The 25,520-nt window shown below is 66.6% G+C and carries 21 protein-coding genes; 14 read left to right on the top strand and 7 right to left on the bottom strand.

Going from position 1 to position 25,520, the window contains the following annotated elements:
- Positions 1–14: 14 nt before the first annotated feature.
- The gene (locus FOS14_RS01705; protein ID WP_143768627.1) at positions 15–791 is read left to right on the top strand and encodes an S-methyl-5'-thioadenosine phosphorylase; all 777 of its coding nucleotides are present in this window, start codon (positions 15–17) and stop codon (positions 789–791) included.
- The gene (locus FOS14_RS01700) at positions 791–1,843 is read left to right on the top strand and encodes an NAD(P)-dependent oxidoreductase (protein WP_143768511.1); all 1,053 of its coding nucleotides are present in this window, start codon (positions 791–793) and stop codon (positions 1,841–1,843) included. The genes FOS14_RS01705 and FOS14_RS01700 overlap by 1 nt, the downstream gene beginning before the upstream one ends.
- On the opposite strand, the gene FOS14_RS01695 is transcribed toward FOS14_RS01700, so the two are convergent.
- Positions 1,844–3,172, bottom strand: a complete 1,329-nt coding sequence (locus FOS14_RS01695; RefSeq protein WP_143768510.1) for a hypothetical protein — start codon at positions 3,170–3,172, stop codon at positions 1,844–1,846.
- 49 nt (positions 3,173–3,221) lie between these two features.
- Between FOS14_RS01695 and FOS14_RS01690 the strand changes: the two genes are divergently transcribed.
- From FOS14_RS01690 to FOS14_RS01680, 3 genes are read left to right on the top strand one after another with little or no spacing between them, the layout of a single operon-like run.
- Positions 3,222–3,872, top strand: a complete 651-nt coding sequence (locus FOS14_RS01690) for a glycosyltransferase family 2 protein (protein WP_185981563.1) — start codon at positions 3,222–3,224, stop codon at positions 3,870–3,872.
- On the top strand, positions 3,869–4,531 hold the full coding sequence (locus tag FOS14_RS01685; RefSeq protein WP_143768509.1) for a DUF2064 domain-containing protein: 663 nt from the start codon (positions 3,869–3,871) through the stop codon (positions 4,529–4,531). The genes FOS14_RS01690 and FOS14_RS01685 overlap by 4 nt, the downstream gene beginning before the upstream one ends.
- A 60-nt stretch (positions 4,532–4,591) precedes the next feature.
- On the top strand, positions 4,592–5,083 hold the full coding sequence (locus tag FOS14_RS01680; RefSeq protein WP_143768508.1) for a DUF2231 domain-containing protein: 492 nt from the start codon (positions 4,592–4,594) through the stop codon (positions 5,081–5,083).
- On the opposite strand, the gene FOS14_RS01675 is transcribed toward FOS14_RS01680, so the two are convergent.
- The gene (locus FOS14_RS01675; RefSeq protein WP_143768507.1) at positions 5,058–6,197 is read right to left on the bottom strand and encodes an acyl-CoA dehydrogenase family protein; all 1,140 of its coding nucleotides are present in this window, start codon (positions 6,195–6,197) and stop codon (positions 5,058–5,060) included. The genes FOS14_RS01680 and FOS14_RS01675 overlap by 26 nt on opposite strands.
- A 163-nt stretch (positions 6,198–6,360) precedes the next feature.
- On the opposite strand from FOS14_RS01675, the gene FOS14_RS25395 reads away from it, so the two are divergent.
- Positions 6,361–8,148, top strand: a complete 1,788-nt coding sequence (locus tag FOS14_RS25395; protein ID WP_143768506.1) for a serine/threonine-protein kinase — start codon at positions 6,361–6,363, stop codon at positions 8,146–8,148.
- Here the strand turns inward: FOS14_RS25395 and FOS14_RS01665 are convergent.
- Positions 8,141–9,262, bottom strand: coding sequence for a BTAD domain-containing putative transcriptional regulator (locus tag FOS14_RS01665; RefSeq protein ID WP_143768505.1), 1,122 nt, complete (start codon positions 9,260–9,262; stop codon positions 8,141–8,143). The genes FOS14_RS25395 and FOS14_RS01665 overlap by 8 nt on opposite strands.
- A 108-nt stretch (positions 9,263–9,370) precedes the next feature.
- Here FOS14_RS01665 and FOS14_RS01660 point away from each other — a divergent pair, with 108 nt between their 5' ends.
- From FOS14_RS01660 to FOS14_RS01650, 3 genes are all read left to right on the top strand, one after another.
- A complete protein-coding gene (locus FOS14_RS01660) occupies positions 9,371–10,054 on the top strand; it encodes a C39 family peptidase (RefSeq protein WP_143768504.1) in 684 nt (227 codons plus the stop codon).
- Between the two features lie 114 nt (positions 10,055–10,168).
- On the top strand, positions 10,169–10,522 hold the full coding sequence (locus FOS14_RS01655; protein WP_143768503.1) for a YciI family protein: 354 nt from the start codon (positions 10,169–10,171) through the stop codon (positions 10,520–10,522).
- A 6-nt stretch (positions 10,523–10,528) separates the two neighbouring features.
- Positions 10,529–11,746, top strand: coding sequence for an RNA polymerase sigma factor (locus FOS14_RS01650; protein ID WP_143768502.1), 1,218 nt, complete (start codon positions 10,529–10,531; stop codon positions 11,744–11,746).
- Here the strand turns inward: FOS14_RS01650 and eccE are convergent.
- Positions 11,717–13,312, bottom strand: a complete 1,596-nt coding sequence (gene eccE / locus FOS14_RS01645; RefSeq protein ID WP_185981562.1) for a type VII secretion protein EccE — start codon at positions 13,310–13,312, stop codon at positions 11,717–11,719. The two genes, FOS14_RS01650 and eccE, sit on opposite strands and share 30 nt — an antisense overlap.
- Before the next feature lie 160 nt (positions 13,313–13,472).
- Between eccE and eccB the strand changes: the two genes are divergently transcribed.
- Positions 13,473–14,933: a type VII secretion protein EccB gene (eccB, locus tag FOS14_RS01640; RefSeq protein ID WP_143768500.1), complete on the top strand. Its 1,461-nt coding sequence runs from the start codon at positions 13,473–13,475 to the stop codon at positions 14,931–14,933.
- Here the strand turns inward: eccB and mycP are convergent.
- Positions 14,922–16,277: a type VII secretion-associated serine protease mycosin gene (mycP, locus tag FOS14_RS01635; protein ID WP_255450002.1), complete on the bottom strand. Its 1,356-nt coding sequence runs from the start codon at positions 16,275–16,277 to the stop codon at positions 14,922–14,924. The genes eccB and mycP overlap by 12 nt on opposite strands.
- The gene (eccD, locus tag FOS14_RS01630) at positions 16,274–17,674 is read right to left on the bottom strand and encodes a type VII secretion integral membrane protein EccD (protein WP_143768499.1); all 1,401 of its coding nucleotides are present in this window, start codon (positions 17,672–17,674) and stop codon (positions 16,274–16,276) included. The genes mycP and eccD overlap by 4 nt, the downstream gene beginning before the upstream one ends.
- A 193-nt stretch (positions 17,675–17,867) precedes the next feature.
- On the opposite strand from eccD, the gene eccCa reads away from it, so the two are divergent.
- From eccCa to FOS14_RS01610, 4 genes are all read left to right on the top strand, one after another.
- The gene (eccCa, locus tag FOS14_RS01625; protein WP_143768498.1) at positions 17,868–21,833 is read left to right on the top strand and encodes a type VII secretion protein EccCa; all 3,966 of its coding nucleotides are present in this window, start codon (positions 17,868–17,870) and stop codon (positions 21,831–21,833) included.
- Entirely contained in the window at positions 21,830–23,281 is a 1,452-nt protein-coding gene (locus FOS14_RS01620; protein WP_143768497.1) for a type VII secretion-associated protein, read from the top strand. The genes eccCa and FOS14_RS01620 overlap by 4 nt, the downstream gene beginning before the upstream one ends.
- Positions 23,282–23,374: 93 nt before the next feature.
- Positions 23,375–23,689 (top strand): WXG100 family type VII secretion target, encoded by a 315-nt coding sequence (locus tag FOS14_RS01615; RefSeq protein WP_143768496.1) that lies wholly within the window; start codon positions 23,375–23,377, stop codon positions 23,687–23,689.
- Between the two features lie 48 nt (positions 23,690–23,737).
- Entirely contained in the window at positions 23,738–24,037 is a 300-nt protein-coding gene (locus tag FOS14_RS01610) for a WXG100 family type VII secretion target (RefSeq protein ID WP_143768495.1), read from the top strand.
- Positions 24,038–24,044: 7 nt separating this feature from the next.
- Here the strand turns inward: FOS14_RS01610 and FOS14_RS01605 are convergent, their stop codons facing one another.
- The gene (locus tag FOS14_RS01605; protein WP_143768494.1) at positions 24,045–25,502 is read right to left on the bottom strand and encodes a metallopeptidase; all 1,458 of its coding nucleotides are present in this window, start codon (positions 25,500–25,502) and stop codon (positions 24,045–24,047) included.
- Positions 25,503–25,520 lie beyond the last annotated feature (18 nt).

Raw genomic sequence — 25,520 nt, 5'->3', positions numbered from 1 at the left:
ATAAGCGCACTCCGATGATCGGCGTGATCGGCGGCAGCGGCTTCTACGGCTTCTTCGACGATGATGCGCAGGTCATCGAGGTCGATACGCCGTACGGCACGCCGAGCGGGCCGATCACCGTCGGAACGGTTGCCGCACACCCCGTCGCGTTCCTGCCGAGGCACGGTGTGAAGCACCAGTTTTCGCCACACACCGTGCCCTACCGGGCCAACATGTGGGCGCTGCGGTCGATCGGTGTGCAGCGGGTATTCGGACCGTGCGCGGTCGGCAGCCTGACCCCGCAGCTGGGGATGGGCACGGTCGCGGTGCCCGACCAACTGGTGGACCGGACGTCGGGGCGGGCGCACACGTATTTCGACGGCGGCGGCATCCATGTGAGTTTCGCCGATCCGTACTGCAGCCAGATGCGCGACGCCGCAATGCAACCCGGCGTCGTCGAGGGCGGCACGATGGTGGTGGTCGAGGGCCCGCGCTTCTCCACCCGGGCGGAGAGCCAATGGTTCGCCAACCAGGGCTGGCGCTTGGTCAACATGACCGGCCACCCCGAGGCCGTTCTCGCGCGCGAGCTCGAAATGTGCTACGCCGCAATTGCTTTGGTCACGGATCTCGATGCCGGGATCGAGGTGGGTGCGGGGGTGCGGGCCGTCGACGTGTTCGCCGAGTTCCAGCGCAACATCGAACCGTTCAAGGAGCTCGTACGCAAGGCGATTTCGAGCATCGATTCGGCGCAGGCGTGCGCCGAGTGCCGAAGCGTGCACGAGGGCATGCGGCTGCCGATCGAGTTGCCCTGATGCGAGTGTTGCTGACCGGCGCCGCCGGCTTCATCGGCGCACACGTGCGCTCGGCGCTCGCGACTGCCGGACATGACGTCCTCGCGCTGGATGCGCTGTTACCGTCGGCGCACGCCGAACCGCCGGAAGATATGTCATTGCACCGCATCGACGTTCGCGACTCGGAAGCCCTCGACGACGCACTGGCCGGCATCGACGTGGTATGCCATCAGGCTGCCGTCGTCGGTGCGGGAGTGAGCCAGCAGGACGCGCCGGCGTACGCCAGCCACAACGATTTCGGTACGGCCGTACTACTTGCGGCGATGGAGCGCGCGGGATGCCGAAAGCTGGTTCTCGCGTCCTCGATGGTGGTCTACGGGGAAGGACGCTATCGGGCAGGCGACAAGATCGTGGTCCCGGCGCCACGCAACCGCGCAGACCTCGATGCGGGCCGGTTCGACAATCTCGATCCCGACACCGGTGAGCGGCTGAGCTGGGACCTGGTCGACGAAGATGCCCCGCTGCAACCGCGAAGCACCTATGCCGCAAGCAAATTGGCGCAGGAAAACTATGCCTTGGCATGGAGTGCAGCGACGGGGGGCACCGTCGTCGCGCTGCGGTACCACAACGTGTACGGCCCGAACATGCCGCGCAATACGCCCTACTCCGGGGTGGCGGCGATGTTCCGCTCCGCGCTGGAAGCCGGCCGCCCGCCGACGGTTTACGAAGACGGCAAACAGATGCGCGATTTCGTGCATGTGGCCGATGTGGCCGCGGCGAATGTCGCGGCTAGTGACTGGGACGGTAAGGGCTTCACTGCATTCAACGTGTGCTCCGGCACGCCGATCAGCATCGCCGAGGTCGCCAGCATTGTCGCCGAGGCCCGCGGGGGACCCGCGCCGGTGATCACCGGCCAGTACCGCAGCGGCGACGTGCGGCACATCGTGGCCAGCCCGGTCAAGGCGGCCGCGGAATTGAAGTTCACCGCCCAGATCACGCCGCGAGAGGGACTGGCAGAGTTCGCGTTCGCCCCGCTGCGCGAGACCGGCGCGGTGTCGCAGCCGAGCCCATAGCTACCAGTTGGTCAAGATCAGGTGCACGAGCACCAGCGCGCCCAATCCCTGGATTGCCAACCACGCTCGGCGGTGCCGCAGCGGCAGCAGTGCCGGGGCGGCCATGAGCCAGATGGTGAACGGCAGCCAGATGCGCTCAGTCTCGGCCTTGCTCAGCGCGCTCAGGTCCGCCGCCAGGATGCAGCACACCGCCGACCCGACCAGCAGGGTGAGCCCCTCCCACGCGCGGAGAGCGCGCCAGGTGAGCACTCGCGGCAGTGCGGCCGGAACCGCCAAGCCGGTCGCGCACACCACCGCCGCCAGGTTCGCCCACCCCCAGTAGTCGAACGGTCGCTGCGAGGCGATGCCCTGGTAGTAACGCTGCACCACCAGGTGATAGCCGTCGAACCACCAGAACCCGGCCGCGGTGAACGCCGCCGCGACGGCGAACGCGCCGATGACGGCGGGGACGAGCGGTCGCCACGACCGCGCGCCGATCAGCACGGCCAGCGCGAAGACACCCAGCAGCACCAGGCCGTAATTGAGGTAGATCGAGAACCCGAACAGCACGCCCGAGGAAAAGCCGACCACCAGCCCCCGCCGCGCCCGCATGGTCGCAGCGAGCGACAACAGCGCCACTGCCCACGCGGCCACGCCGGCAAAAAAAGCGTCGGCCGACACCGCGATCCAGATCGCCGCTGGCGCCAATGCCAGAAACGGTGCGGCCGCTCGCGCGACACGTTCGGACGAGAGTCGGCGCAGCGCAATCAGGACCGCCACCGTCGCGCTCGTGCCGACCAGCACGCATAGTCCCCCCGCCCAGGCGCCGCCGTGCAAACCGATCCGATCCAGCCAGACGAAGACGAGCAGCGCGCCCGGCGGGTGACCGGAGACGTGGGTGGTCCACGAATGTGGCTGGAAGTCGAGGATGCGGCCGCTGAACCCACGCACCATCGCCGGGATGTCGGTGACACCGGGAACCTCGTGCAGGTATTCGTCGCGCGTGGTGAGTCGGTCGGCGAAGCCGCGTTGCCAGCCATCCACCATGGCCAGTGCCATCGTCCAGGCCACCGACGTCGCCCATGTCACCGCGAGCAGGCCGCGCCAGCGCAGCCGAGCGGCAATGCGTGGACCGGCCAATGCAACGACCGCGGCGATGACTATCGCTGGAACGGTGCCCCACCCCACATGCGGCAGCCACGAACCGAAAATCGGCGCCGTCGCCGCATACAACGACTTGCGCCAGTCCGCTGATGCAAGGTGGGGGACGAGGAAAGCCGCAGCGACGAGCAGCGCCGCAAGCGCCGCGGCAATGAGGTCGCGGCGCACCGCCCATCGGGGTGTAGTCACAAGATCACACGATAGGGGCAACGTCGACCGACTCCGCTAACGTGCGTACGTGCCTTCGACTGTGACCGTGATCATCCCCTGCCTCAATGAGGCGGAGGCGTTGCCGGGCGTGCTTGCCCGTATCCCGGCGGGGTATCAGGCGTTGGTGGTCGACAACGGATCCGACGATGACACCGCCGCCGTGGCCGCTGCCCACGGCGCCCGGGTAGTACGCGAACCCAAACGCGGCTACGGCGCCGCGGTGGCTGCCGGGCTGGATGCGGCCGAAACCGAGGTGGTGGCTTTCCTCGACGGCGACGGGTCGATGGCGCCGGAGGAACTGCCGCCGCTGGTTGCCGAACTATCGAACGCTGATCTGGTCGTCGGTCGCCGACGGCCGGTTAGCAAAGCCGGGTGGCCGCTGCACGCCCGGATCGCGAATATAGTGCTGGCCTACCGTCTGCGGCGCCGCTTCGGACTGCCGGTGCATGACATCGGTCCGGTGCGCGTGGTCCGCCGGGAGGCGCTGTTGCAGTTGGGACCGCTGCACCCCCGATTCGGCTATCCGCTCGAATTACTTTGCCGGGCAGCAGAATCCGGATGGACAGTGGTCGAGCGGGACATCACTTATGCGCCGCGTGCCGGGGGCAAGTCGAAGGTGTCCGGATCGCTGACCGGCACCGTACGCACCGTCCGTGACTTCTGGGCGGTGCGCGGGTGAACGCCGCCATCCTCGTCGTTGCCAAGGCCCCGGTAGCGGGCTTCGCCAAGACCCGGTTGTCTCCGCCTCTGACGCCCGCACAGGCAGCCCAATTGGCCGCCGCGGCGCTGTTGGACACCCTGTCCGCGGCCGCGCAATGTCCGGCCGCTCGCCGGGTGGTGGCGCTGTGCGGCGACCTGGCAGCGGCCGAACGCGCGAACGAGATCACCGCCGCGTTGGAGCATTTCGAGGTGATCGAACAGAACGGTTCCGGGTTTGCCGAACGGTTGGCCAACGCCCATCTCGACACCGCGGCGCTGGTCGGGAAAATGCCGATCCTGCAGGTCGGCATGGACACTCCGCAAGCCGACCCCGCGTTGCTCGCCGAGGCCATGAGTCTGCTCGAGCGTTCGGACACGGTGCTGGGCTTGGCCGCCGACGGCGGTTGGTGGGCGCTCGGCGTACGCGATGCCGCGGCGGCAAAGGTGCTCATCGACGTACCGATGTCCACCGATGCGACCGGTGAACTGACCCGCCAGGCCTTGCTGGCCGCGGGCAATTCGGTGACCCCGTTGCCGGTGCTGGTCGATGTCGATCACCTCGCCGATGTCAGCACCGTCGCGCGGGATCCGCGTTGCGGTGCGAACTTCGCCGCGGCCGCGCGCCGATTTGTCGCCTGACAGTGAGCGCACGGCACGTCTACAGGAGATCATCAGGATGGTCGCCAATACTTGTGGGTCATGTCGACGATCAGTGGTCTGCCCGCGCACGTGCTGTTGGTGCATTTCGTTGTTGTCCTCGTGCCGATGACGGCGCTGCTGTTGGTGATGTGCGCGCTGTGGCCGGCGGCTCGCCGACGGCTGCTGTGGCTGCTCGTCGCGCTTGCCGCGGCCACCGTCGTGTTGACTCCGCTGACCACCGACGCCGGCGAATGGCTCGAACACCGCATCGGTCGCAGCCCGGCGCTGCACACCCACACCCACCTCGGCGACACCATGATCTACTTCGTCGTGCCGATGCTGGTGATCGCCGCACTGATTGTGGCGCTGGATATTTCGGAGCGGCGAGCGGGCCGGGTGCGTCGCGGTCTGGCCGCGGTTGTGGCGATCCTCGCGGTGGCCAGCGCGGCGGCATCGGTGGTGCAGATCTACCGGGTCGGGGAGTCCGGTGCCCGTGCCGTGTGGGGCGACACGGTGGTTTCGGCGCCTACTGCGCCAGCTGACGGGCAATGACCAGTCGCTGAATCTGGTTGGTGCCCTCGAAGATCTGGGTGATTTTCGCTTCCCGCATGTAGCGCTCGACGGGGAAGTCCTGGGTGTAGCCGTAGCCGCCGAACACCTGAACCGCGTCGGTGGTGACCTTCATCGCGGTGTCGGTGGCCGTCAATTTGGCGACGCTGGCCTGGCGGGAGTAGGGCAACCCGCGGTCGCGCCGCCGGGCAGCGTCGAGGTAGGTCGCCCGGGCGGCGTCGACGGCCGCGGCCATGTCCGCGAGCACGAAGCCGAGGCCCTGATGATCGATGATCCGCTTACCGAAGGCCTTGCGCTCCTTGGCGTAGGCCACCGCATCATCGAGCGCCCGCTGGGCGAGCCCGACGGCCACCGCGGCGATGCCCAGTCGGCCCGAGTCCAGCGCGCTGAACGCGATGGCGAGGCCCTGGCCTTCGGCACCGATCAATCGCTCGTCCGCGACGAAGGCGTCGTCGTAGTTGGCGGTCGTGGTGGGCACCGCGCGCAGGCCCATTTTCTCCTCGGGCTTGCCGAAGCTCAGTCCCGCCGTGTCGTTCGGCACGAGGAAGCAGGAGATCCCGCGCGAGCCTTCGCCCGTGCGCGCGAACAGCGAATAGAAATCCGCGCGACCGCCGTTGGTGATCCAGGCCTTGGCACCGTTGATGGTGTAGCCGCCATCGGTCTTGGTGGCCTTGCAGGCGAGGGCGGCCGCATCGGATCCAGCCTGCGGTTCGGACAGCGAATACGCGCCGATCGTGTTGCCGCCCAACATGTCCGGGAGCCAGCGTTGCTTCTGCTCGTCGGAGCCGAACGCAAACAGCGGGTAGCACGCCAGGCTATGCACGCTTACCGCCACCGCGACGGCTGCCCAGCGGGCGGCGAGCTCCTCGAGCACCTGGAGGTAGACCTCGTAGGGCTGATCGCCGCCGCCGAACTCCTCTGGGTAGGGCAGGCTGAGCAGTCCGGCCGCGCCGAGCGCCTCGAAGACACCGTCGGGAAACTTCTCGTGCTTCTCGTAGTCGACGACCTTCGGCTCGAGCACTTTGTCCGCGATGTCGCGGGTCAACTCGATCAGGTCGTGGGCTTCGGAAGTGGGCAGCATCCGGTCGACGGGCATACCGACGATCCTAGGTTCGCGGTCGGAATCGCCTATTCGCAGGCTTCGATAAGCCGTTGATCAAGGCGTGATCATTTGGACTAATCGGAACTACAATTTTTCTGCGCAACAAGCGCCGAAGTGCCGGTCGCCCGTTGGGCCCGACAGCGACGGAGGCAAGACGATGGCTGGCGCGGACTTCCCCTCCCGGGTGGGCACGATGTTCGGGCCGTATCGCTTGCAGCGGTTGCTCGGGCGCGGTGGCATGGGCGAGGTCTACGAGGCCTACGACACCATCAAGGACCGCACCATCGCGCTCAAGCTCCTGCCCGCCGAGGCCACCGACGACGACGAGTTCCGGGAGCGCTTCCGCCGCGAGTCGCACTCCGCGGCGCGGTTGCAGGAACCGCACATCATTCCGATCCATGACTACGGCGAGATCGACGGGCTGCTGTTCCTCGACATGCGACTCGTGCAGGGCTCGGACCTGCGAAAGATACTGCGCCGGTTCGGTCCACTCGCGCCCGCTCGGGCGGTGGCGATCATCCGGCAGGTGGCGGCGGCGTTGGACGCCGCACACGCTGATCAGTTGGTGCACCGCGACATCAAACCGGAGAACATCCTCATCACCCGTGACGACTTCGCCTACCTGGTCGATTTCGGGCTGGCCAGCTCCACCACCGACGATCGGCTCACCACCCGGGGCAGTGCGATCGGCACGTACGCGTACATGGCTCCGGAACGGTTCGACGACACGGAAGTGACCAACCGCTCGGATGTGTACTCGTTGGCGTGTGTGCTGCACGAATGCCTCACGGGTTCGCGACCGTTCCCCACCGACAGCCTGCGCACGGTGATCAAGGCTCATCTGGTTACGCCGCCACCGAAACCGAGCGCCGCACGCCCCGGAATTCCGGCGGCCTTCGACGGCGTCATCGCCCGCGGGATGGCCAAGGATCCGGCCGACCGGTATGCCAGCGCCGGTGACCTGGCCGCGGCCGCGACCGACGCACTGACCGAACGCGACCAGGAGGAGGCCAACACCATCCTCGAACGCTCGGCCGGGACGGTGCTGCCCACCGACCTGCCCACGGAACGGCCTGGCACTCCCGCACAATTCGCAGCGACGGCGCCCGGACCGACCCAGCAGGCCGGCACAACCACGCCGCCACCCTGGCAGCAGGCATGGAGCGGATCGCCACCCGTGCCGCCCTACCAGACGCCCAATACCCAGCAGCTGACGCCACCGCCGAGCGGCCCGCAGTTCACGCCGCCGCCCCCCGGTCAGTTCCCGCAGTACCCACCCTACGAGCCGATGCCGGTCGGGTCGGGCGGTCGAAAGGGTAAAGGCCGAATGTGGCTGGCCCTGGCCGCGGTGGTTGTGCTGCTCGCGTTCGCGGGATTTGCGGTGTGGTTCTGGGGCATCCGGCCGAAGCCGGTGCCGAACGACAATACGCACATGGCGATGGTTCCCGCGACAGCCCCGCAGTCGTCGGGTCCGAGCGAGCCACCAACGACCAGTTCGGGGCCGGGCGACTACACGGCCGCCGACACCACATTGCTCGGCGTGCTGCCGCCCGGATACTCGCAGGCCAATTGTGACCATCAAGACCCGGACTCGGACGAGACCGCCAAGCTGTACTGCTCGGCGAATGCCGGTGCAGGCGTGCCCGCCGCCAACTTCTTCCTGTTCCACACCGTCGCCGACCTCAATTCCCACTACGACGGTGACCAGAAGATCTTTTTGGGAGCCAAGTGCGCCGACGGCACCCTGCCCGGCACTTACAGCGCGCATGGCGAGTCGGCGATCGTGGGCCGGATGATGTGCTTCACGAGCACCGACAAGCCGCCGGTGCCGGCGGTCATGTGGGAGAGCGAGCCGAACAAGGCGCTCGGCATCGCCTTCGCCGCCAATGCCGGCGCGGGCATGGATCTGATCGATTGGTGGAAGAATCAGGGCGCGTTCAAGTAGTCAGATGCACGGTGTATTCGTGGCTGCCGATGCGGATGCAATCGCCGTCGGCGAGTAGGCGGCGTCCGAGCAACCGCTCGCCGTTGAGCCGGATGCCGTTGGCTGAGTGCAGGTCTTCCAGGATCAACCCGGTCTCGGTGTCGATGATCACCGCGTGATGACGGCTGGCTCGGACGTCATTGACCACCACATCGTTGTCGGGGTGCCGGCCGATTCGGGTGGTACCGGCGGACAGGATGTGCTGCTCGCCGTCATGGTCGCGAAGCGTTGCCTGGTGCGCATGGCGCTGCGTCTCGAGAACCGTGCGGGCTTGGGAGTCCGATACCGGCACTGATGGTTCGTTGATCTCGACGTCCAGCGATTCCTGCCGGAGAATCTTGCCTTCGAGGTCCTGAATCTGCGGGCTGGGGTCGATCCCGAGTTCGTCGGAGAGCACCGCGCGCAACTGGCGGCAGGCGTCCAACGCGTCGGACTGTCGACCGGTCACGTACAGCGCGGTGATCAACTGCGCCCAGAGCGGTTCCTGGTAGGGGTGGTCGGTGGTGAGCTGGCGCAGGTCACCCACGACCGCAGCCGCCCGGCCGCAAGCGATCTCCGACTGCGCCCATGCTGTCTGCACGGTCAGTAAATCCTCGTCCAGCGCGGACGCGAACGGGTCGACGAACGAGTAGTCGCGCAGGTCGGCGAGTACCGGGCCGTGCCATTCGGACATCGCCGCGAACAGGTGCCGGCTCGCCTCGGCGAAGCTGCCCTTGGTGATGGCGTCGAGCCCGGCCGCTTTGCGCGTCGCGAACCTACCGACATCGCAGTGCGCGTTGTCGAGGGTGAGCCGGTAGCCCGGTGGTGCGCTGGCGATCACGCGAGCGGCATCGATGCCGCGGTCCTTGAGTAGTTCGCGCAGCTTGGAGATGTACACCTGCAGGCTCGCGCGCGGATCGGCCGGCGGGCTGGCCGCCCACACCGCGGCGATCAAGGAGTCGGCCGACAGGGCGCGATTGCGGCTGACCATCAAACACCCCAGCACCGCGCGCTGCTTGGGCCGGCCCAACGGCACCGTCTCACCGTCGACCGTTACCTGTAACGGTCCGAGCACGCTGATGTCCAGGATCGCCATGTCGACATTCTCCAGTGCGGCAAAGCGCCAAGAAAGTGGCCAGTTTTCGGCAAGCACACGCCCGGATTCTTTCCCTGTCCGGTTCCTCCCACATTCCACGAGGCCCTCATGGTTGCTGCTCCGCTCTCTCGTTTCGTCCGCGCCGCTGCCGGCGCCGCGCTGGTGGGCGCGGTCGCCTCCGCAGCCTTCGCTGGTGCCGCGTCCGCGGAAACCGACCACGCCCCGGTATCGACCGTGTATGGGGATCCGATTTCGGCCGCGCAGCACTGGCGTTTGCAACACCGTGACAGCGACTGCGCCGAGATGGCGGTCGCCGATGTGGTCGGCGAGATCACCGGCCGGCAACCGTCGGAGCGGGAAATACTCAGCGTCGCACAGCGATTGCCGAGCACCGTAGACGGCGGACCGGTGTATCAGGACACCGATACCGCCACTCGCAAGGCGGGAACATCGCCAAAGGATCTGCCGGAACTGCTGTCCTACTACGGCATCGGCGCCACCTACACTGACCGCAATCTTCCCGGCGCGCCCGACTCGGTGGTCGACCTTGCTCGCGACCTCGAGGGCGGCCAGAAGGTGATCGTCGGCGTGAATGCCGAAATGCTCTGGCACCAGCCGGGCAATCGCACACACGCCGACCACGCGGTCGTGGTCACCGGTATCGATCTGACGCGCCGCGTCGTGTACCTCAACGACAGCGGCATCCGGACCGGTCGGGTGGAGGCGATCCCGATGAGTGTGTTCGTCGCGTCCTGGGCAACCAGCGACGACGCAGCGGTCATCACCCAGTAGTGCGGCGTAAAAAACGTTGACGACCGGTGTCGCATGCGGGTCGGCTCATTCGTAGAGGATGTGAGGGCAGAACGAAATCCACTGTCCTGACGAACCGAAACGAAGGAGTACGCCATGACGCAGTACCTGCTTTCCGTGTGGGGCACCGAGGGTGCGGCGGCGCCGAGCAACGAGGAAATGCAGCAGACCTACGCCGCCGTGGACAAGTTCAACGCCAAGCTTCGCGAGATCGGCGCCTGGGTCTTCGCCGGCGGACTGCACGACGTGAGTACCGCGACGGTGGTGGATGGCACCGGCGATGACGTCGTGACCACGGATGGACCGTTCGCCGAGTCGAAGGAATTCCTCGGCGGATTCTGGGTCATCGAAGCACCGAATCTGGACCGGGCGATCGAACTGGCGGCGGAGGGTTCGGCCGCGTGCCGGGGCAAGGTAGAGGTGCGCCCGTTCGCCGACGAGCCGGCCTAGGTTCCAATGGCTGCGGATGCGGGTGTCGCCGCCGCCCTCGACGAGGTCTTTCGCGCCGAGTTCGGCCGGGTGGTGGCGACCCTGATCCGTCGCTTCGGCAACATCGATCTCGCCGAGGACATGGCTGCGGAGGCCTTCGTGGAGGCGAGTCGACGGTGGCCGGTCGAGGGCATGCCGCCCAACCCCGGTGCCTGGCTGACCACCACTGCACGCAACCGGGGGATCGACCGGTTGCGTCGAGAATCGAGCCGGGACGCCCGAGAGGCCGAGGCGCACAGCATGACTGTTAGCGACGACAGCGAACCGCTGTCGACCATCCCGGACGACCGCCTGCGGCTGTTCTTCACGTGCTGCCATCCGGCACTGGCCACCGAGGTCCACACGGCCCTGACGCTACGACTGCTCGGCGGGTTGAGCGTCGCCGAGATCGCCGCAGCCTTCCTCGTGCCGGAACGCACCATGGCGCAACGGATCACCCGGGCCAAACGCAAGATAGCCGCCGCAAAGATTCCCTACGCGGTGCCTCGGGATGCCGAGTTACCGCGCCGTTTGCGAGGTGTGCTCGCCGCGATCTACCTGGTTTTCAACGAGGGCTATTTGCCGTCATCCGGCTCGGATGTACGAACGGACCTGTGCGCGGAGGCGATTCGGCTCGCCCGCGTGTTGCGGTCGTTGATGCCCGATGAACCGGAAGTCATTGGGTTGCTTGCGCTGATGCTGCTGACCGATGCCCGCAGACCCGCGCGGTTTGCCGACGGCGTGCTGGTGCCGCTGGCCGAGCAGGACCGGACGGCGTGGAACCGTGGCCTCATCGCCGAGGGGCATGAACTGGCGCGGTGGTGTTTGCGCCGTGGGCAGCCCGGCCAGTATCAGATCCTCGCGGCGATCAATGCGGTCCACACCGACACCATGCACGCCGAGCACACCGATTGGCGGCAGATCGTCGCGCTGTACGACCAGCTTTGGGCAATCGCGCCGACGCCCGTGGTGGCCCTGAACCGGGCCATCGCCGTTGCCGAGACTGAGGGTGCCACAGCAGGTTTGGCCATCGCCGAGACTCTGTCGCTCGATGGATACCACCCGTACCACGCGGCGCTCGCGGATCTGCAGCGGCGAGCAGGCCGACTCGCCGAGGCTCGCACATCCTACGACCGGGCGATCGAACTGGCGGCGAGCCCGGGCCAGCGTCGCTACCTACGACGCCGCCGCGACGAGTTGTCGTGATAGCTCTCGATCGAGGATGGACGTCTCACTCGCCGTCGAAATGAGCGTCACCTCGACCTTTTTCGCGCCGGCTCGCAGCACGACCGTGTTGGGCGCGCCGTCGAGTTGTTCGATCGAGATGTCCGGCGGCTCCGATGGCCACGTGGCGCGGTCTGCGGACAGGTGAATCATCGTCGCATCCGGTCGCGGGTCCGACCTGACACCGTCGGAGACTACTGCAGTGTATCCGGCATCGGAAAGGGTTGCTGGGCTGTCGATATGGAGGCAGCTGGAATCGGTGACCGCCGCGGTCAATCGTTCCCACGCGTGGGGGCGGTCGGTGCGAATCAGGATTCGCGCTCCCGTCGCCAACGCCCGAAACACCACTTGCTGCGCGAGCAGCATGCCGCCCGCGAGGTACACGTTGGCGACGCCGGTGCCGGTCAGCCTGGCGAGGACGGCGCGTCCCTGCGGGTCTGATCCGATGAGTTGTCCGCATCCGACCGTCGGCAGCTGCCAGTCGTCGACAGTGCACTCCCGCAGGGGAACTACCCGATCACTTCGCGGAGCCGCGAGCGGAAGGTGAGCGAGCAACGCATCGCGATGGTGGCCGTGCACCGCTGCGGAACCCGGCGGCGCATGTGGTGCTGTTGCGCCGGAGAGCCGCCAGGATGCGCCAACCGCCACCGAATGCAGCGCCGATCCGGGCCGCAACCGGATCGCCACGGATGTCGTTTCTGCCGGTACCGACCACGTTGCGGCCAATAACGCGGTGTCGCATCGCTTGCTTACGGCGCCGGTATTGACAGCACTGCCGACGACCGCGTACCGCCAGTGCTGGGTGAGGGTCCGCGGATCGGTGCCACCGCTGATGGTGAGGACGGCGTCTTTGATATGGGTGCCTGTCAATATCCTTGCGGGACAACCTTGTCGCTCCAGCTCTCGGACGATACGGGTCGCGGCGATGGTGACAGCACGAGCGGCTCCCCGGGTGCCTCCACCTCGCCGTCGGACGGCTTCCGCGTTGGCCACTACGTCGAGGGCGACCGCCAGCCACACGGTCTGCGATGTCGGTGCCTGCAGCCGGCCGAGCAGCCGCTCATATTCCCTGGCGGCAATGCTCGGCCCCTGGCTGCGCCGCCCGTGGCTGATAATGTCGATGCCCGCGAGCATGATGTCGTGCTGGGTGAGCAACGATGCGAACACCGCTAACGGTACTGTGTGCGCTGGCTCATTGGATTCTTTTGTCGCATAAGATATTCCGCCGGGCGCAGCGCTGAGCTCGAGCACCGCGACCACTCGGTCACCATCCCAATACAGTCCAGTCGGCCGACCGCCGGGGCCACGGAAATCGGTTATCGTTCCGAGTTCGTACCCGGAGTCCCGCGCGAAAAGCGCGGCGGTGGCCGCCCAGCGCAGCACCGAGCGGCCGCGGACCTGTAGCGCGAGGGTCGCGCCCACGCAGGTGCCCGCGACCACCGCCACCCAGATCGACGCGCCGCCGAAAAGACTCAGCGCCGCGACGCCGATGCCTAACGCTTGGGCACAAACCATTTCGCCCATGATTCCCCCGAACTGATGCCGCACCGCTCCTCCCCCCCGGCGGCGCGTGCACACACGACTGTACGGCATCGTGGCGACACATCGGATCGGTGTGTTCGTGCGATTCGCCCGACATGGCGAGATCTGAGAGCATGGGACGACCCCGTGAATCCGGGGACCAGCACTGTTTCGGGGGGAAGCAGAAATGGGATCCGAGCCCACCACTCGGTCGCAGGTCAGCGGCTATCGATTTCTCGCCCGGCGCATGGAACATGCGCTGGTCCGGCGCGACGTGCGCATGTTGCACGATCCGATTCGTGCGCAGTCGCGCGCCCTTGCGGTAGGCGCGGTCCTCTCCGTGCTCGCTGTCGGTGCGTGCGCGGTGCTCGCAGTGCTGCGGCCCGCCGCGAAGATCGGCGACCATAAGATCGTTGTCGGCCAGGACTCCGGAGCAATGTTCGTCGTTCTCGGCGATACCGTCCACCCAGTGCTCAACCTCGCCTCGGCCCGACTGGCGGCAAACGATCCCGCAAACCCTGTACTGGTCAAGGAATCCGAGCTCGGCACCCACGCGCGCGGGGCGCTCGTCGGCATTCCCGGTGCGCCGTCGGCGCTGCCGTTCGATCGTTCCGGTGCGTCCGGCGCATGGACCGTGTGCGACGCGCTCGACGTGAACGGAGGTGCATCGACGACCTCGGTGATCATCGGTGCGACAGAACTCGGTGATCACGCCGGTCCCTTGGGTCAGCGTCAGGCGTTGCTCGTCCAGACCAGGGACGCAACGTATCTGGTCTATGACGGCAAGCGTGCCAGGATCGACCTGCGCGACCATGCGGTTACCAACGCCTATGCGCTCTCGGGTGTTTCGCCGCGGCCCATCAGCGCCGGTTTGCTCAATTCCATACCCGAGGTGCCGCCGATCACCGCTCCGCACATCGACGGCGCCGGCTCCGCGCCGAGCTATACGTTGTCCGGCAAGAAGATTGGCTCGGTGGTCGCGGTGCAGCGTGGCGAGCAGCGGCAGTACTACGTGTTGCTGCGCGAGGGCGTCCAGGCTGTCAGTCCGGCGACGGCCGATCTGATCCGGTTCGCCGATTCCCAGGGCAACCCCGACATCGAGAAGATCACCCCCGATACGTTGACCCGAGTTCCGCTCGTCTCGGCACTCGATGTCGCGACCTTCCCGGAAACGGCTCCCACCGTGATCGATTCGGCCGAAAAGCCGGTGGCCTGCCTGTCCTGGAAACCGGTCCTCGACGGGCAAACCCGTGGCGCCGAGATCGGGGTGTTGATCGGTCGGAGTCTGCCAGTGGCTGCCGGTGCGGCGCCGGTGCAGTTGGTGCAGTCCGACCACAGCGGAGACCGCGCCGACACCGCCTACATCCGTCCCGGAACCGGGGCATTTGTGCAGACGACTGGGTTGGCGGACAGTTCCCGCGCCGACTCGATCTACTACATCGCTGACACGGGAGTCCGCTTTGGTGTCAGCGACTTCGACGCAGCGAAGGCGCTCGGATTCGATGCGCGGCCACACCAGGCGCCCTGGTCGATGGTTGCGTTGCTTGCCGCCGGTCCGACGCTTGGTCGGGCGCAGGCGCTCCTCGTACACGACGGTGTGGCGCCGGATCCGGCGCCCGGTCCGCTGCCGGACGCCTCAGCGAACTGATCTGCGCGACGCTCGCGCGAGCGGTAGCGATGCCAGCACACCGAGACCGAGCAGCACGGCGACGGCCGCGGAGCCGCCCAGTGCGAGGTACTGCGCCGAGCGATCTGCCGATTCGGCTGGCGGGCTGGGGAGCGTTCGTGGCGAGTCCGACGCCGTCGTGGGTGCCACCTCGGCCGTCAGCGCGGCGTACGGATCGATGACACCGTTGCCCACGTACGGGTTCCAGCCTTCTGCCGGTTTGTGCGCGGTCGCCGCGATCCGGTTTATGACTTCCCGGGCGGTGAGCTGCGGGAACCGCGCACGCACCAGCGCGGCGGTCCCGGCGACAAAGGGCGCGGCGAAACTCGTTCCCGAAAACGCTGCGACGTTTCCTTTGTCGTCGCGCTTGCCGGTTGCGGTACCAGCGCCGCGCGCATCGAGGGAAACGATGTTCTCTCCGGGCGCCGCCACGTCCACCCAAGGGCCGGCAACGGTGAACTTCGAGGCAGCGCCGTGGGCGTCGACGGACCCCACGGTGAGCACGTAGTCGTCGAATCGGGCTGGGCTGACGGCGGTGGTGATGCGGTCCCACGGATCGGCGTTGGGGTGCAGCGGATCCGGCCCTGGATTGGCGGCGCTGCAGCGGTCGGTGTTGCCAGCCGCCGCAATGACGACTGCATTGCGGACCGTCGCGGCGTACTGCACCGCTGCACCGAGGGCGGCGTCGTTGATGTGGGCTGTCGAACAGGCGACCTCGGAAATGTTGATGACGGTCGCGCCCATGTCGGCCGCATGCCGGACCGCGGAAGCCATCGTGGCGACGTTGCCGTAGCCATCGGCGATTTGATCGTCTCGCTGGCCGGGCGAGCGTCCGGCAACGTCGAAGAGTCCGCTCGACTGGCGCAACGAGATGATGCGTGCTTGCGGTGCGACTCCGGCGAATCCGTCGCCGTCGGCCTCGCTGGCCGCGATGATGCCGGCTACCGCGGTGCCGTGTACATCGCAGTCGACGGTGCCGTCTGAGGTGCCGACGTAGTCTCCGCCGGCGATGAGACCGGGCAGCCGCGGGCTACGAGAAACTCCGGTGTCGATCACCGCGACGAGTTGACCGGCACCTTTGGTGAATCGCCACGCCGGTTCCAGGTTCAGCCAGCGCTGAGCTGCGGGCACGACGGGCTCGGGCTCGCGAACTGCCGTATGAAAACAGGTGTTTCGCTGTTCGGTCGGATCGGGTGGCGCCGGTGCCGCGTCCGCGGGAAGCCGACTGGCATCGATCGGCGGTGGTCCACCGCGCGCGGCCGCGGCGCCCGTTGCGGCGCTGAGCAGCACCACCATGCCAGCTATGAGCACCCGAGCGGCGATCACAGCCCGCGCACCACCTCGAAGAGGCCAGCCACCCAGCACACCAACGGTAGAACTATTGCGACACAAACGTATTCGAGAAGTTCGACGCTGCGGCGGGCGGGCGGTGAAAAGTCCTGTGTCGGTGCAATGATTCCGATAGCGAGTGCGCCACCGGCCACGGCGATGGCTACCGCGAAGACGACAAGTGGTTGCGGCGCCGTAATGGCCGAACCGCCGAGCATCGCCAGCCAGATGCACGACCCGCCGAAGATAAGGACGTAAGCGTGCTCTGCGCTCGCATACGTACGTCCACGGAAAACCAGTACCGCCGCACTGGCTGCGGACAACGCAAAACCCGGCCAGTATGGGTGGCCGGTGGAGAATGCCGCTGCAAGGGCGCCCGCGGCCGCGACCGTTGTCGTTGCGCCGATCAATCCCGTGAGACTTGCGCGGGCCACCTCCGCGCGGCGGGTCAAGTCGGTGATGTCGGGAAGCGCGGCGTCGTCGGCATCGCTGAGCGCCGCCTGCGCGGCAGGCACTGCGGGCAGCGGCAATCGTGCGAGCGCAATAGAGATTCGGGGCGCCACTGCAAGCGCGGTCAAAGCCAACCCGGTCGCGACCGCGCCCAGCGCACGCACCGACATGTCGGCGTACATGGCGGTCAAGGCGACGCAAAGGACAAGAACTGACGCGGTGGCGACTCCGGTGCACAATCGTCGTCCGACGACCGCAAGTCGCAGCGCTAGGACCGCAGCAGCCCCGCCGAGTGCTGCGGCGAGAAGAATGTTGGGCCAACCGATCGGGCTGGGCACGAACGCGGCGCCCGCCGTGACGGTCAGGGGCAGCGCGCATGCGCACAACACCACCCCGCTTCGGCCATCGGCATATAGCCGACTTACCACCGCTGAGGCGATGAGCAGCAGTACCGCGACGAATGCGGCCGCCATCGCACCCAGCATCCGGACCACCCCGAGCGGCGACTCGAGCACCGCGATGCAGCTGGTCAGCGTCGCCGCCACGGCAACGGCTGAACCGACCACGCGCGCTCCCTCCGGCGACCACCGACCGGTGTCCGCGCTGGCGACCTGATACATGACGTCGTCGAACAGGGGCGGCGGCGTGGGGGCGTCGGCGAGCTGGAGCATGAGCAGTTCGCCGTCACGAACGCCGTGCTCGTTCAGGCTCAGATGCGAAGGCAGTGCCGGTTCACCAATCCTGGCAAGGGTCCAATCTTGCTGTTGTGCAGGTTCGTTCGGCTGGTCGAGATCGTTGTGGTGGCCACGAATCATGTCCACGATTGATGGCATGACTAGCGCAATGGCCACGTCGGCTGGCACTGCCACGTCGACCTGCGTGTTGCGCGCAAGAACTGTCATCCGGCACAGCTGTGCTGTGCCGACCACTGGCGTGTCGGTCACGACTTCTCCCCCCGAAAAGCGCTGGCGCAATTCCCCCTTGCACGACGAGCGCTGTGCCTGGACTCTACGGCATTGCGGCTGGTAGCTCCAGTTTGTCAGGTTTGTCGGCGCCGTGAGTTAACCTAGGCGCGCGGTTGCTCGGGTGGGGGTCGTCCGAGGTCAGCGACCGCCGCACGGGGGAATCGGGGGATTCATGAGCACTGTTCGCTTTGTTCGACGAGCCAGAAGGGAAGCGCCGCGTGCGCCCGGCGGCGAGTTGACGCTGCAGCCGCCACCGGAGGTTCCGCGCGTGACGCCGGCGAACGTGCTGATGAAGATGCTGCCCGTCGTGATGGTGCTGGCGATGGTCGGCATGATGGCGCTGCTGTTCACCTCGGGCGGGTTCGGCGCAAACCCGATGAGCCTGCTCTTTCCCGCGATGATGGTGCTGTCCATGGTCGGGATGTTCGCCGGACAGGGGCGTGGCGGGGGCGCCAAGACGGCGGAGCTCAACGAAGATCGCAAGGACTATTTGCGCTACCTCGACCAGCTGCGCCGCGATGTCGAAAGCACTTCGGCGCAACAGCGAGCCGCCCTGTTGTGGAGCCATCCGCAGCCGGAGTTGTTGTGGACCTTGGCCGGAACCGACCGGATGTGGGAGCGGCGAACGAGCGACCCGGATCATTGCCACGTACGGGTGGGTCGCGGTAGTCAACGTCTCGCCACCCGGCTGGTGGCTCCGGAAACCGGACCGGTGGAGGAGTTGGACCCGGTCGCCGCGGTGTCACTGCGCCGGTTCGTTCGCACGCACGCGGTGGTCGCGGACCTTCCGACGGCGGTGTCGCTACGGAGTTTCGCCGCCATTTCCATCGATGGTGACCGCGCCGCGGCGCGTGCGCTGGTGCGCGCGATGCTGCTGCGGCTGAGCACGTTTCACGGCCCGGACCAGTTAGTTGCCGCTGTTGTGTGCGGGCCCGACACAGCTTCGCAATGGGAATGGTGCAAATGGCTGCCGCACGTTCAGCATCCGCGCGAGATGGACGGTGCCGGCGCCCGGCGAATGGTCTACGGCTCGATTCGCGAGTTCACCGATGCGCTGGGCGATGAATTACGCTTGCGTGCAAGGTTTTCCCGGAGCGCGCCGGCCCAAGCGGGGGTTGCGCAGTTGATCCTGGTGGTCGACGGCGGTGTGCTCGACACCGGTACCGAACCAGATGGGCTGGTCGAATCCGGGCTCGACAGCGTGACGGTGCTCGACCTGAGCGGCTACTGTCCGCGACTGGCAGCAAACCGGGGCCTCCAATTGGTGGTTAGCGACGGCCGCCTCGGCGCGCGAAGTGCTGCCGGGTTGGAAATATTCGCCACGGCTGACCAGATCAGCGTGGACCAGGCGCAGATGTCGGCGCGTCGGCTCGCTCCCTATCGCACGCATTCGCGGGACGCCGAGACAGCCGACGACTCAGAAAAGCGTGTGCAGTGGCCCCAATTGATCGGAATTGTCGATCCGGGCGCCTTTGATCCCGACGTCGCGTGGCGGCCTCGTCACGGCCGCGCGCGACTGCGGGTGCCGTTCGGGGTGGGAGCGGACGGCTCGCCTGTCGAACTCGACCTCAAGGAAGCGGCCGAGAATGGCATGGGGCCGCACGGTCTGTGTATCGGCGCAACTGGGTCGGGAAAATCCGAGTTCTTGCGAACGCTCGTGCTCGGCTTGCTCGCCACCCACTCACCCCAGCAACTCAACCTCGTACTCGTCGACTTCAAGGGTGGCGCAACGTTTCTCGGCCTAGACGGGCTTCCCCACGTGGCCGCGGTGATCACCAACCTGGAAGAGGAGACGGCGCTCGTCGACCGGATGCGCGACGCGTTGGCTGGTGAGTTGAACCGTCGGCAGGAACTGCTGCGCGCGGCCGGGAACTTCGCCAATGTCTCCGAATACGAGAAGGCGCGAGCCGGTGGGGCAGACCTCGATCCATTGCCCGCGCTGTTCGTCGTAATCGACGAGTTTTCCGAACTGCTCAGCCAACAGCCGGAATTCGCTGACCTGTTTGTCGCGATCGGCCGACTTGGCCGGTCGCTACATATCCACCTGCTGCTGGCGAGTCAGCGATTGGACGAGGGACGGTTGCGCGGGCTCGACAGTCACCTTTCGTACCGAATTGGCCTGAAGACCTTTTCGGCTAACGAATCGCGAGCTGTGATCGGCGTTCCAGACGCGTACCATTTGCCGGCGCAACCAGGGGCGGGCTACTTGAAGTCCGATGCCGCCGAGATCCAGCGATTCCAGGCGCTATACGTATCCGGGCCTTACGAGCCGGTGCGCCGTACTGCTCATGCGGATCGCGACCGGCCGGTCGCGGTCCGGCCCCGTCCGTTCACCGCCGCCGCGGTAGTCCTCGACGAACCGGCCATGTCCGCCCCCGACAGCGCCGACGAGGTGCAAGCCTCGCCCACGGTCGACGCCCCGGCGGTGCTCACCGTCGTCGCCGACCGCATGCGGGGCCACGGCCGTGCGGCGCACAGGATTTGGCTACCGCCGTTGAACGAGTCGCCGACGCTCGACGCACTTGTGGCCGCTCCTGACGGGGGCGAATCGCCACCTCTGCGGGCGGTCGTGGGGCTCATCGATCGCCCATTCGATCAGCGTCGCGATCGGTTGACCGTCGATCTTTCCGGCGGACTCGGAAACGTGGCAGTGGTGGGTGGGCCGCAATCGGGCAAGTCGACCGCGCTGCGCACGCTCGTCGTGTCGATGGCCTTGACGCACTCGCCCAAAGACGTGCAGTTCTATTGCCTTGACTTCGGTGGCGGAACGCTATCTGGACTGGCCGGATTGCCGCATGTGGGATCAGTCGCCGGCCGGATGGACCGCGAGCGAGTGCGTAGGACCGTCGCAGAACTGACCACGATTGTGCGGCAACGGGAGTCGCTGTTTCGAGCCCTCGGTATCGAATCGATAGCGGACTACCGACGGCGGCGCGCAAAAATCGACAGTGCGAGCCAAGACCCGTTCGGCGACGTCTTCTTGGTCATCGACGGTTTCGCCAGCATCCGGCAGGACTTCGAGCAACTCGAGCAGGTAATCACCAACCTTGCCGCACAAGGGCTGTCGTACGGAGTGCATGTGGTTCTTGCGGCATCGCGCTGGGCGGAGGTGCGACCGGCACTCAAGGACCAACTCGGGACGCGAATCGAGCTTCGCCTCGGCGATCCTTCGGATTCCGACCTCGGGCGCAGGCTTGCACTGCTCGTACCCCAGGGGCGACCGGGCCGCGGCATGACGCGCGACGGATTGCACCTGCTCCTGGCCTTGCCCCGGATCGACGGAAAGTCGTCGACTGCCGACCTGCGTGCCGGTGTTGCGGATGCGGTCGCTCGAATCGCGCACAACGCTGCTGGGCGGTCGGCGCCCGCGATCCGAATGCTGCCCGAACAGGTCGACCGCGCGGCGTTGCTGCAGCAGGCGAACTGGCCTGACATGGTTGACGGGCCCTGCCAGCGGATTCCGGTCGGCATCAACGAGTCGGAGTTGGCGCCCGCCTACATTGACTTCGGCGACCAACCGCACCTGTTGATCTTCGGCGACAGCGAATGCGGCAAGACCACGCTGTTGCGCGGAATCTGTGAATCGATTCTGGCGTCGAACACGCCCCAGCAGGCCAAGCTCGTCATCGGCGACTACCGTCGGACCATGCTCGGGGTGGTCGAAACCGAGCACTTGGCCGCCTATGCGCCCACGTCGACCGCGCTGGCGGCGAATATGAACGATCTCGCCGACTACCTGCGGGCCCGGTTGCCGCGACCGGATGCCGACCAGCAGCAGTTGCGCACCCATTCCTGGAGCGGCCCACAGATTTTCGTGATCATCGACGACTACGACCTGGTGGTGACCTCTGCCGGCAATCCCGTTGCCGCGTTGCTGGAGTTTCTCCCGCAAGCCAAGGACATCGGGCTACACCTGATTGTTGCGCGGCGGTCCGGCGGTGCTGCACGCGCGATGTTCGAACCGGTGATCGCTCGGTTGCGTGACGTGGGTGCGGCGGGCGTCGTGATGAGCGGTAGCCGGGAGGAAGGCCCACTTGTCGGTGACGTGCGGGCTAGTGCAATGCCGCCAGGTCGCGGCACGCTCGTCACGCGGGGCGGCGCTGCGCTGGTGCAGTTCGCGTGGAACGAATCGCGATGACGACACCGGTCTTGATTCACCTGACGAGCGAATGGCTGTGGGTTCGGCACGGACAAGCCCAGTGGTCCGGTCCGGCGGTCGTCGCCCACGACGGATCAGGCTTGTTGTTCGCCGACGCGGCGGTCGGCTCGCAGTACGACCTCGTACGGGTATGCGACGGCGTGGACCCCGGAGTGCTCACCGTCGCGGGGGACTCCGTTACCTTTGCTGCGGCGCTGTCCGGATTGGTCAGCTACGCCCTGGATGGCGTTGGGCTTGCGGGGAACAGGCCAGAATCGCTGCGGCTGAGTCATCCGTCGCACTGGGGCACCCCGCGTCGCCGTGCCCTGGAAACACCGTTGCGACAACTCGCCGACGATGTGACGACGATCCCCGTCGCGTCGGCCGTAGCCCGTGCCAACCCGGCTGGGCCCTGGCGAGCTCACCACGCACGAATGGTCGTCGAACTGAACACGTTTGGGCTCACCATGACCGTGGTCGTCGACGATCCGGGCGGGCCGCAGCTTCGCTCGTGCGCCTTCGAACCGACGATCACCGGTGCGGAAATCGACGAGGACGCCGTCCGCGCCGCGACTCAGGGCCTCCTCGACGATGGCCGCGTCCGCGAGATTCTTGTGACCTCCGGCTCGGATCTGTCGTTGAGTGCACTGCGAGCCTCGATTGTGGCATCCGGGATAGTAGGAGACCGGGTCGTTGCGGTCAGCGGCGCAGAAGTCGCAACTGGGCTCGAGCCGCCTGCACAACCGGCAGCGATCCCCGCGGTTTCCCGACTACCGGCGGCTGGATGGCTGGAGCAAGCGGTAACACTGACCTTCACTGACAAGCGCGACTCGCGTCGAAAGGTACTGGCTATTGCGGGGTGCCTATCGGCCGCGCTAGTCGTGGGACTAATAGTGCTCCTTGGCGTTCGGTCGCGTGCTACCGATTCGGCTACCGCGATCGCGGATGCGCAGCCGACGGCCGTCACAACGCGACCACCGGAAGTCAGCGCGCCCCCGACACCGGCGCGTGTTACCGAAACAATAGCTGCGGCAGTTAATTTCGCCCGCGTACGGTTCGACCCGCCGATCGGTTGGTCGGTCCGCGGCGCGGCGACCGACAGCAGACTCGAATTGCGTCCCGACGATGGGAGTCGCCGTCGGATCGTGCTGACGCAGACATCGCTCGCGCCCGATGCCGGTATGGAGGAGGTTTACCGGCTGCTGGCTATGCAAATCACGACTCGAGCACCACGTTTCGACAACCTCGAGAACGGGGTCGTCTTCGCGGAGCGTCCTACCGTCGCCTACCACGAACGGGCCGAAGACGATTCGCAGGTCAATTGGTACGTCCTTGTGGATCATGACCTTCAAGTCAGTGTTGGTTGCCAATTTGTCGAGGATGGCTGGGCGGCGGTGTCCGATGCCTGCGCGCAGGTGACGCGGTCGGTTCGGATCGGTCCGGCCTAGTCAGCGTGAATTATTTCGGCTGCAACGGGAACCGATCCGTCCCCGCAGCGTCCAAGTAGGTGTAAGGGTGCGACCAATGAAAGGTGCCAGCAGATGGCCGGGTATTTGTCCGCGGACGCGGAAGCGATTCATGCTTTTTCGACCAACATGCGCGGGAAACACGATGCGTTGAACGCCAAGATCTCTCAGGTTGACGCCGCCTCGGACGCGACGACCGCGACGTGGCAAGGCAGCGCCCGCCTCGCATTCGACAACGTGATGGATCGCTACTTCCAGCTCGCGCGCGAATTGAACCAGCGACTGGTCGAGACCGCCGAAAATGTTGCGCGCGCCGGTTCGTCGTACGTCACGACCACCGAGGACCACAAGTCGAAGATCGCCTCTGTAGGTAGCAGCCTCAATCTCTAGCTCTGCCAATCCGTCAGCCATCCCACACTGATAATTAAGGAGTTCGTCATGTCGAGCCCAGTGATCGCTGCCAACTTCGGCTCCGTCGAAGAGGGCGCACAATCCATCAAGTCGCTTGCCCAGACCATCATGGATGATCTGGAGTCGTTTCACAGTGAGGTCAAAGGCTTTGTCGACAACGCCTGGCAGGGCGAGGCCAACGAGGCGTTTGCCACTCTGCAGGCCCAATGGCACCAGCGCACAACCGAACTCAACTCGATGCTCAACGCGGCCGCACTCGCGGTCAGCGACGGAAACGCCGCGATGCAAGCGGCGAACAACGCCGCAGCGGCCAGCTTCGGCGGCTGAAACCCACTCACGAGTAGCGGTTGGCGCAGGCGTTTTCGCCGCCGAGGACGCCGGCCCGGAACGCGTCGACGCGCGAGAATCCGCTGGGTACGGTCCGGCCGTCGACGTCACTGGCGGCGAGGCCGTCGCTGAGTAGTGCCGAGACGGCCTCGTCGAGGTCTCCGGGAGACAGCACGAAGTCACCGTGGGTGGGGTCGCGGTCCGGCGAACCGAGTGCGGCGGTGATGACGCCGGACAGGCAGGCCGCGCGCAGGGCGGTCTTGGGATCGGACAGCGCCTGTCCGTGACTCTTTTGCACAGCAAGCGTGTAGCGGGAGGCGACGAGGACGTACGCGGTGTAGTCACCAGTGACGGTGACCGGCAGCCCCGACTCCGGTTCGGTGTTGGGGGTGCCGCGTTTGGCGAGTTCGGCTAGGTCGATGCCGATGGTGTTCGAAGTTGGGCAGTAGGAGACCGGGGGAGTGGGCCGGGCGTCGGCGCACCGCATGCTGCTGCCGGACAGGCTGAGATTCGGCTCGTTCGGCACCGGCAGGATCGAGGTGAGCGCCTTGTCGAACTCTTTCACCGTGTCCGCTGTGATGGGGAGTTCTCCGGTATCGGAGGGATCGTCGAAGGCCTGCGGGAGCCCGCCGCGACGGGCTTCGATTTCGTCGGCATCGATTTTGGCGCACGCCGTTGGCCCGTCGGTGAAGCCGATCTGTACTGCGGTGACGCGCTCGAACGCGGAACCGTGCACCGAGTCGGGGTCGTTCGGATCGGCGTCGCGAATCGAAACCGTAGCGGCGAGAACGGAGTTCAGTCCGGTGCTGGTGTTGAGCGTGAAATGCGGAGCGTGGTCTTCGGCGACGTAGCGCATGAACGCGCCCGCGAAGCAGTCGGCCTGTTGTTCGCGCACGATGCCAGGATCGTCTTCGGTGGCCAGGCCGCTGTGGTGCTGCACCGCGTGGCCATACTCGTGCGCCAGCACCATGACGACCGCCATCGGCCCGAACGAGTCGATCATGCTGGGCAGCATCGTTTTCCGGTCCCACCCGATGGTGTTGTCGCTGACGCAGTAACCGGCGTTGACCAACCCGGCGGTCCGATCGCCGCAGAATTGAAGCGCCGATCGCCGCGGTGCCGTGGAGTCCCAGGAGACCAATTCCCCGACGGGCTCGAACGTCCCGCGGAACACCTTCGGATACTCGGTCTTCCAATAGCCCTCGATGTCGTCGATTGCGTTTGTAGCCAGGGTGTCAACCGGCCCATGGTCGGTGTTGGTCACCGGACGGTTGGCGGCGGCGACGCCGGGTCGCGGGCCCGTCGGACCGTCGGTGGTCGGCAAACCGGCGACCGCGAACGGGTCGTTGTATATCGACACCGCACGACCCTGGGTGTGCGTGGTGCAACCGGTGAGCGCGCCGACGCTCAGAAACGCCACTGCTGCGGTCCACAATGACGCCGAGCGCCGCGCGTTGCGCTTCATGCCGGCCCTTTCTGCGGT

Source organism: Skermania sp. ID1734, from assembly GCF_007489285.1.
Classification (GTDB): domain Bacteria; phylum Actinomycetota; class Actinomycetes; order Mycobacteriales; family Mycobacteriaceae; genus ID1734.
The sequence above is the reverse complement of the archived record's forward strand: the minus strand, read 5'-3'. Positions and strand labels throughout refer to the sequence as shown.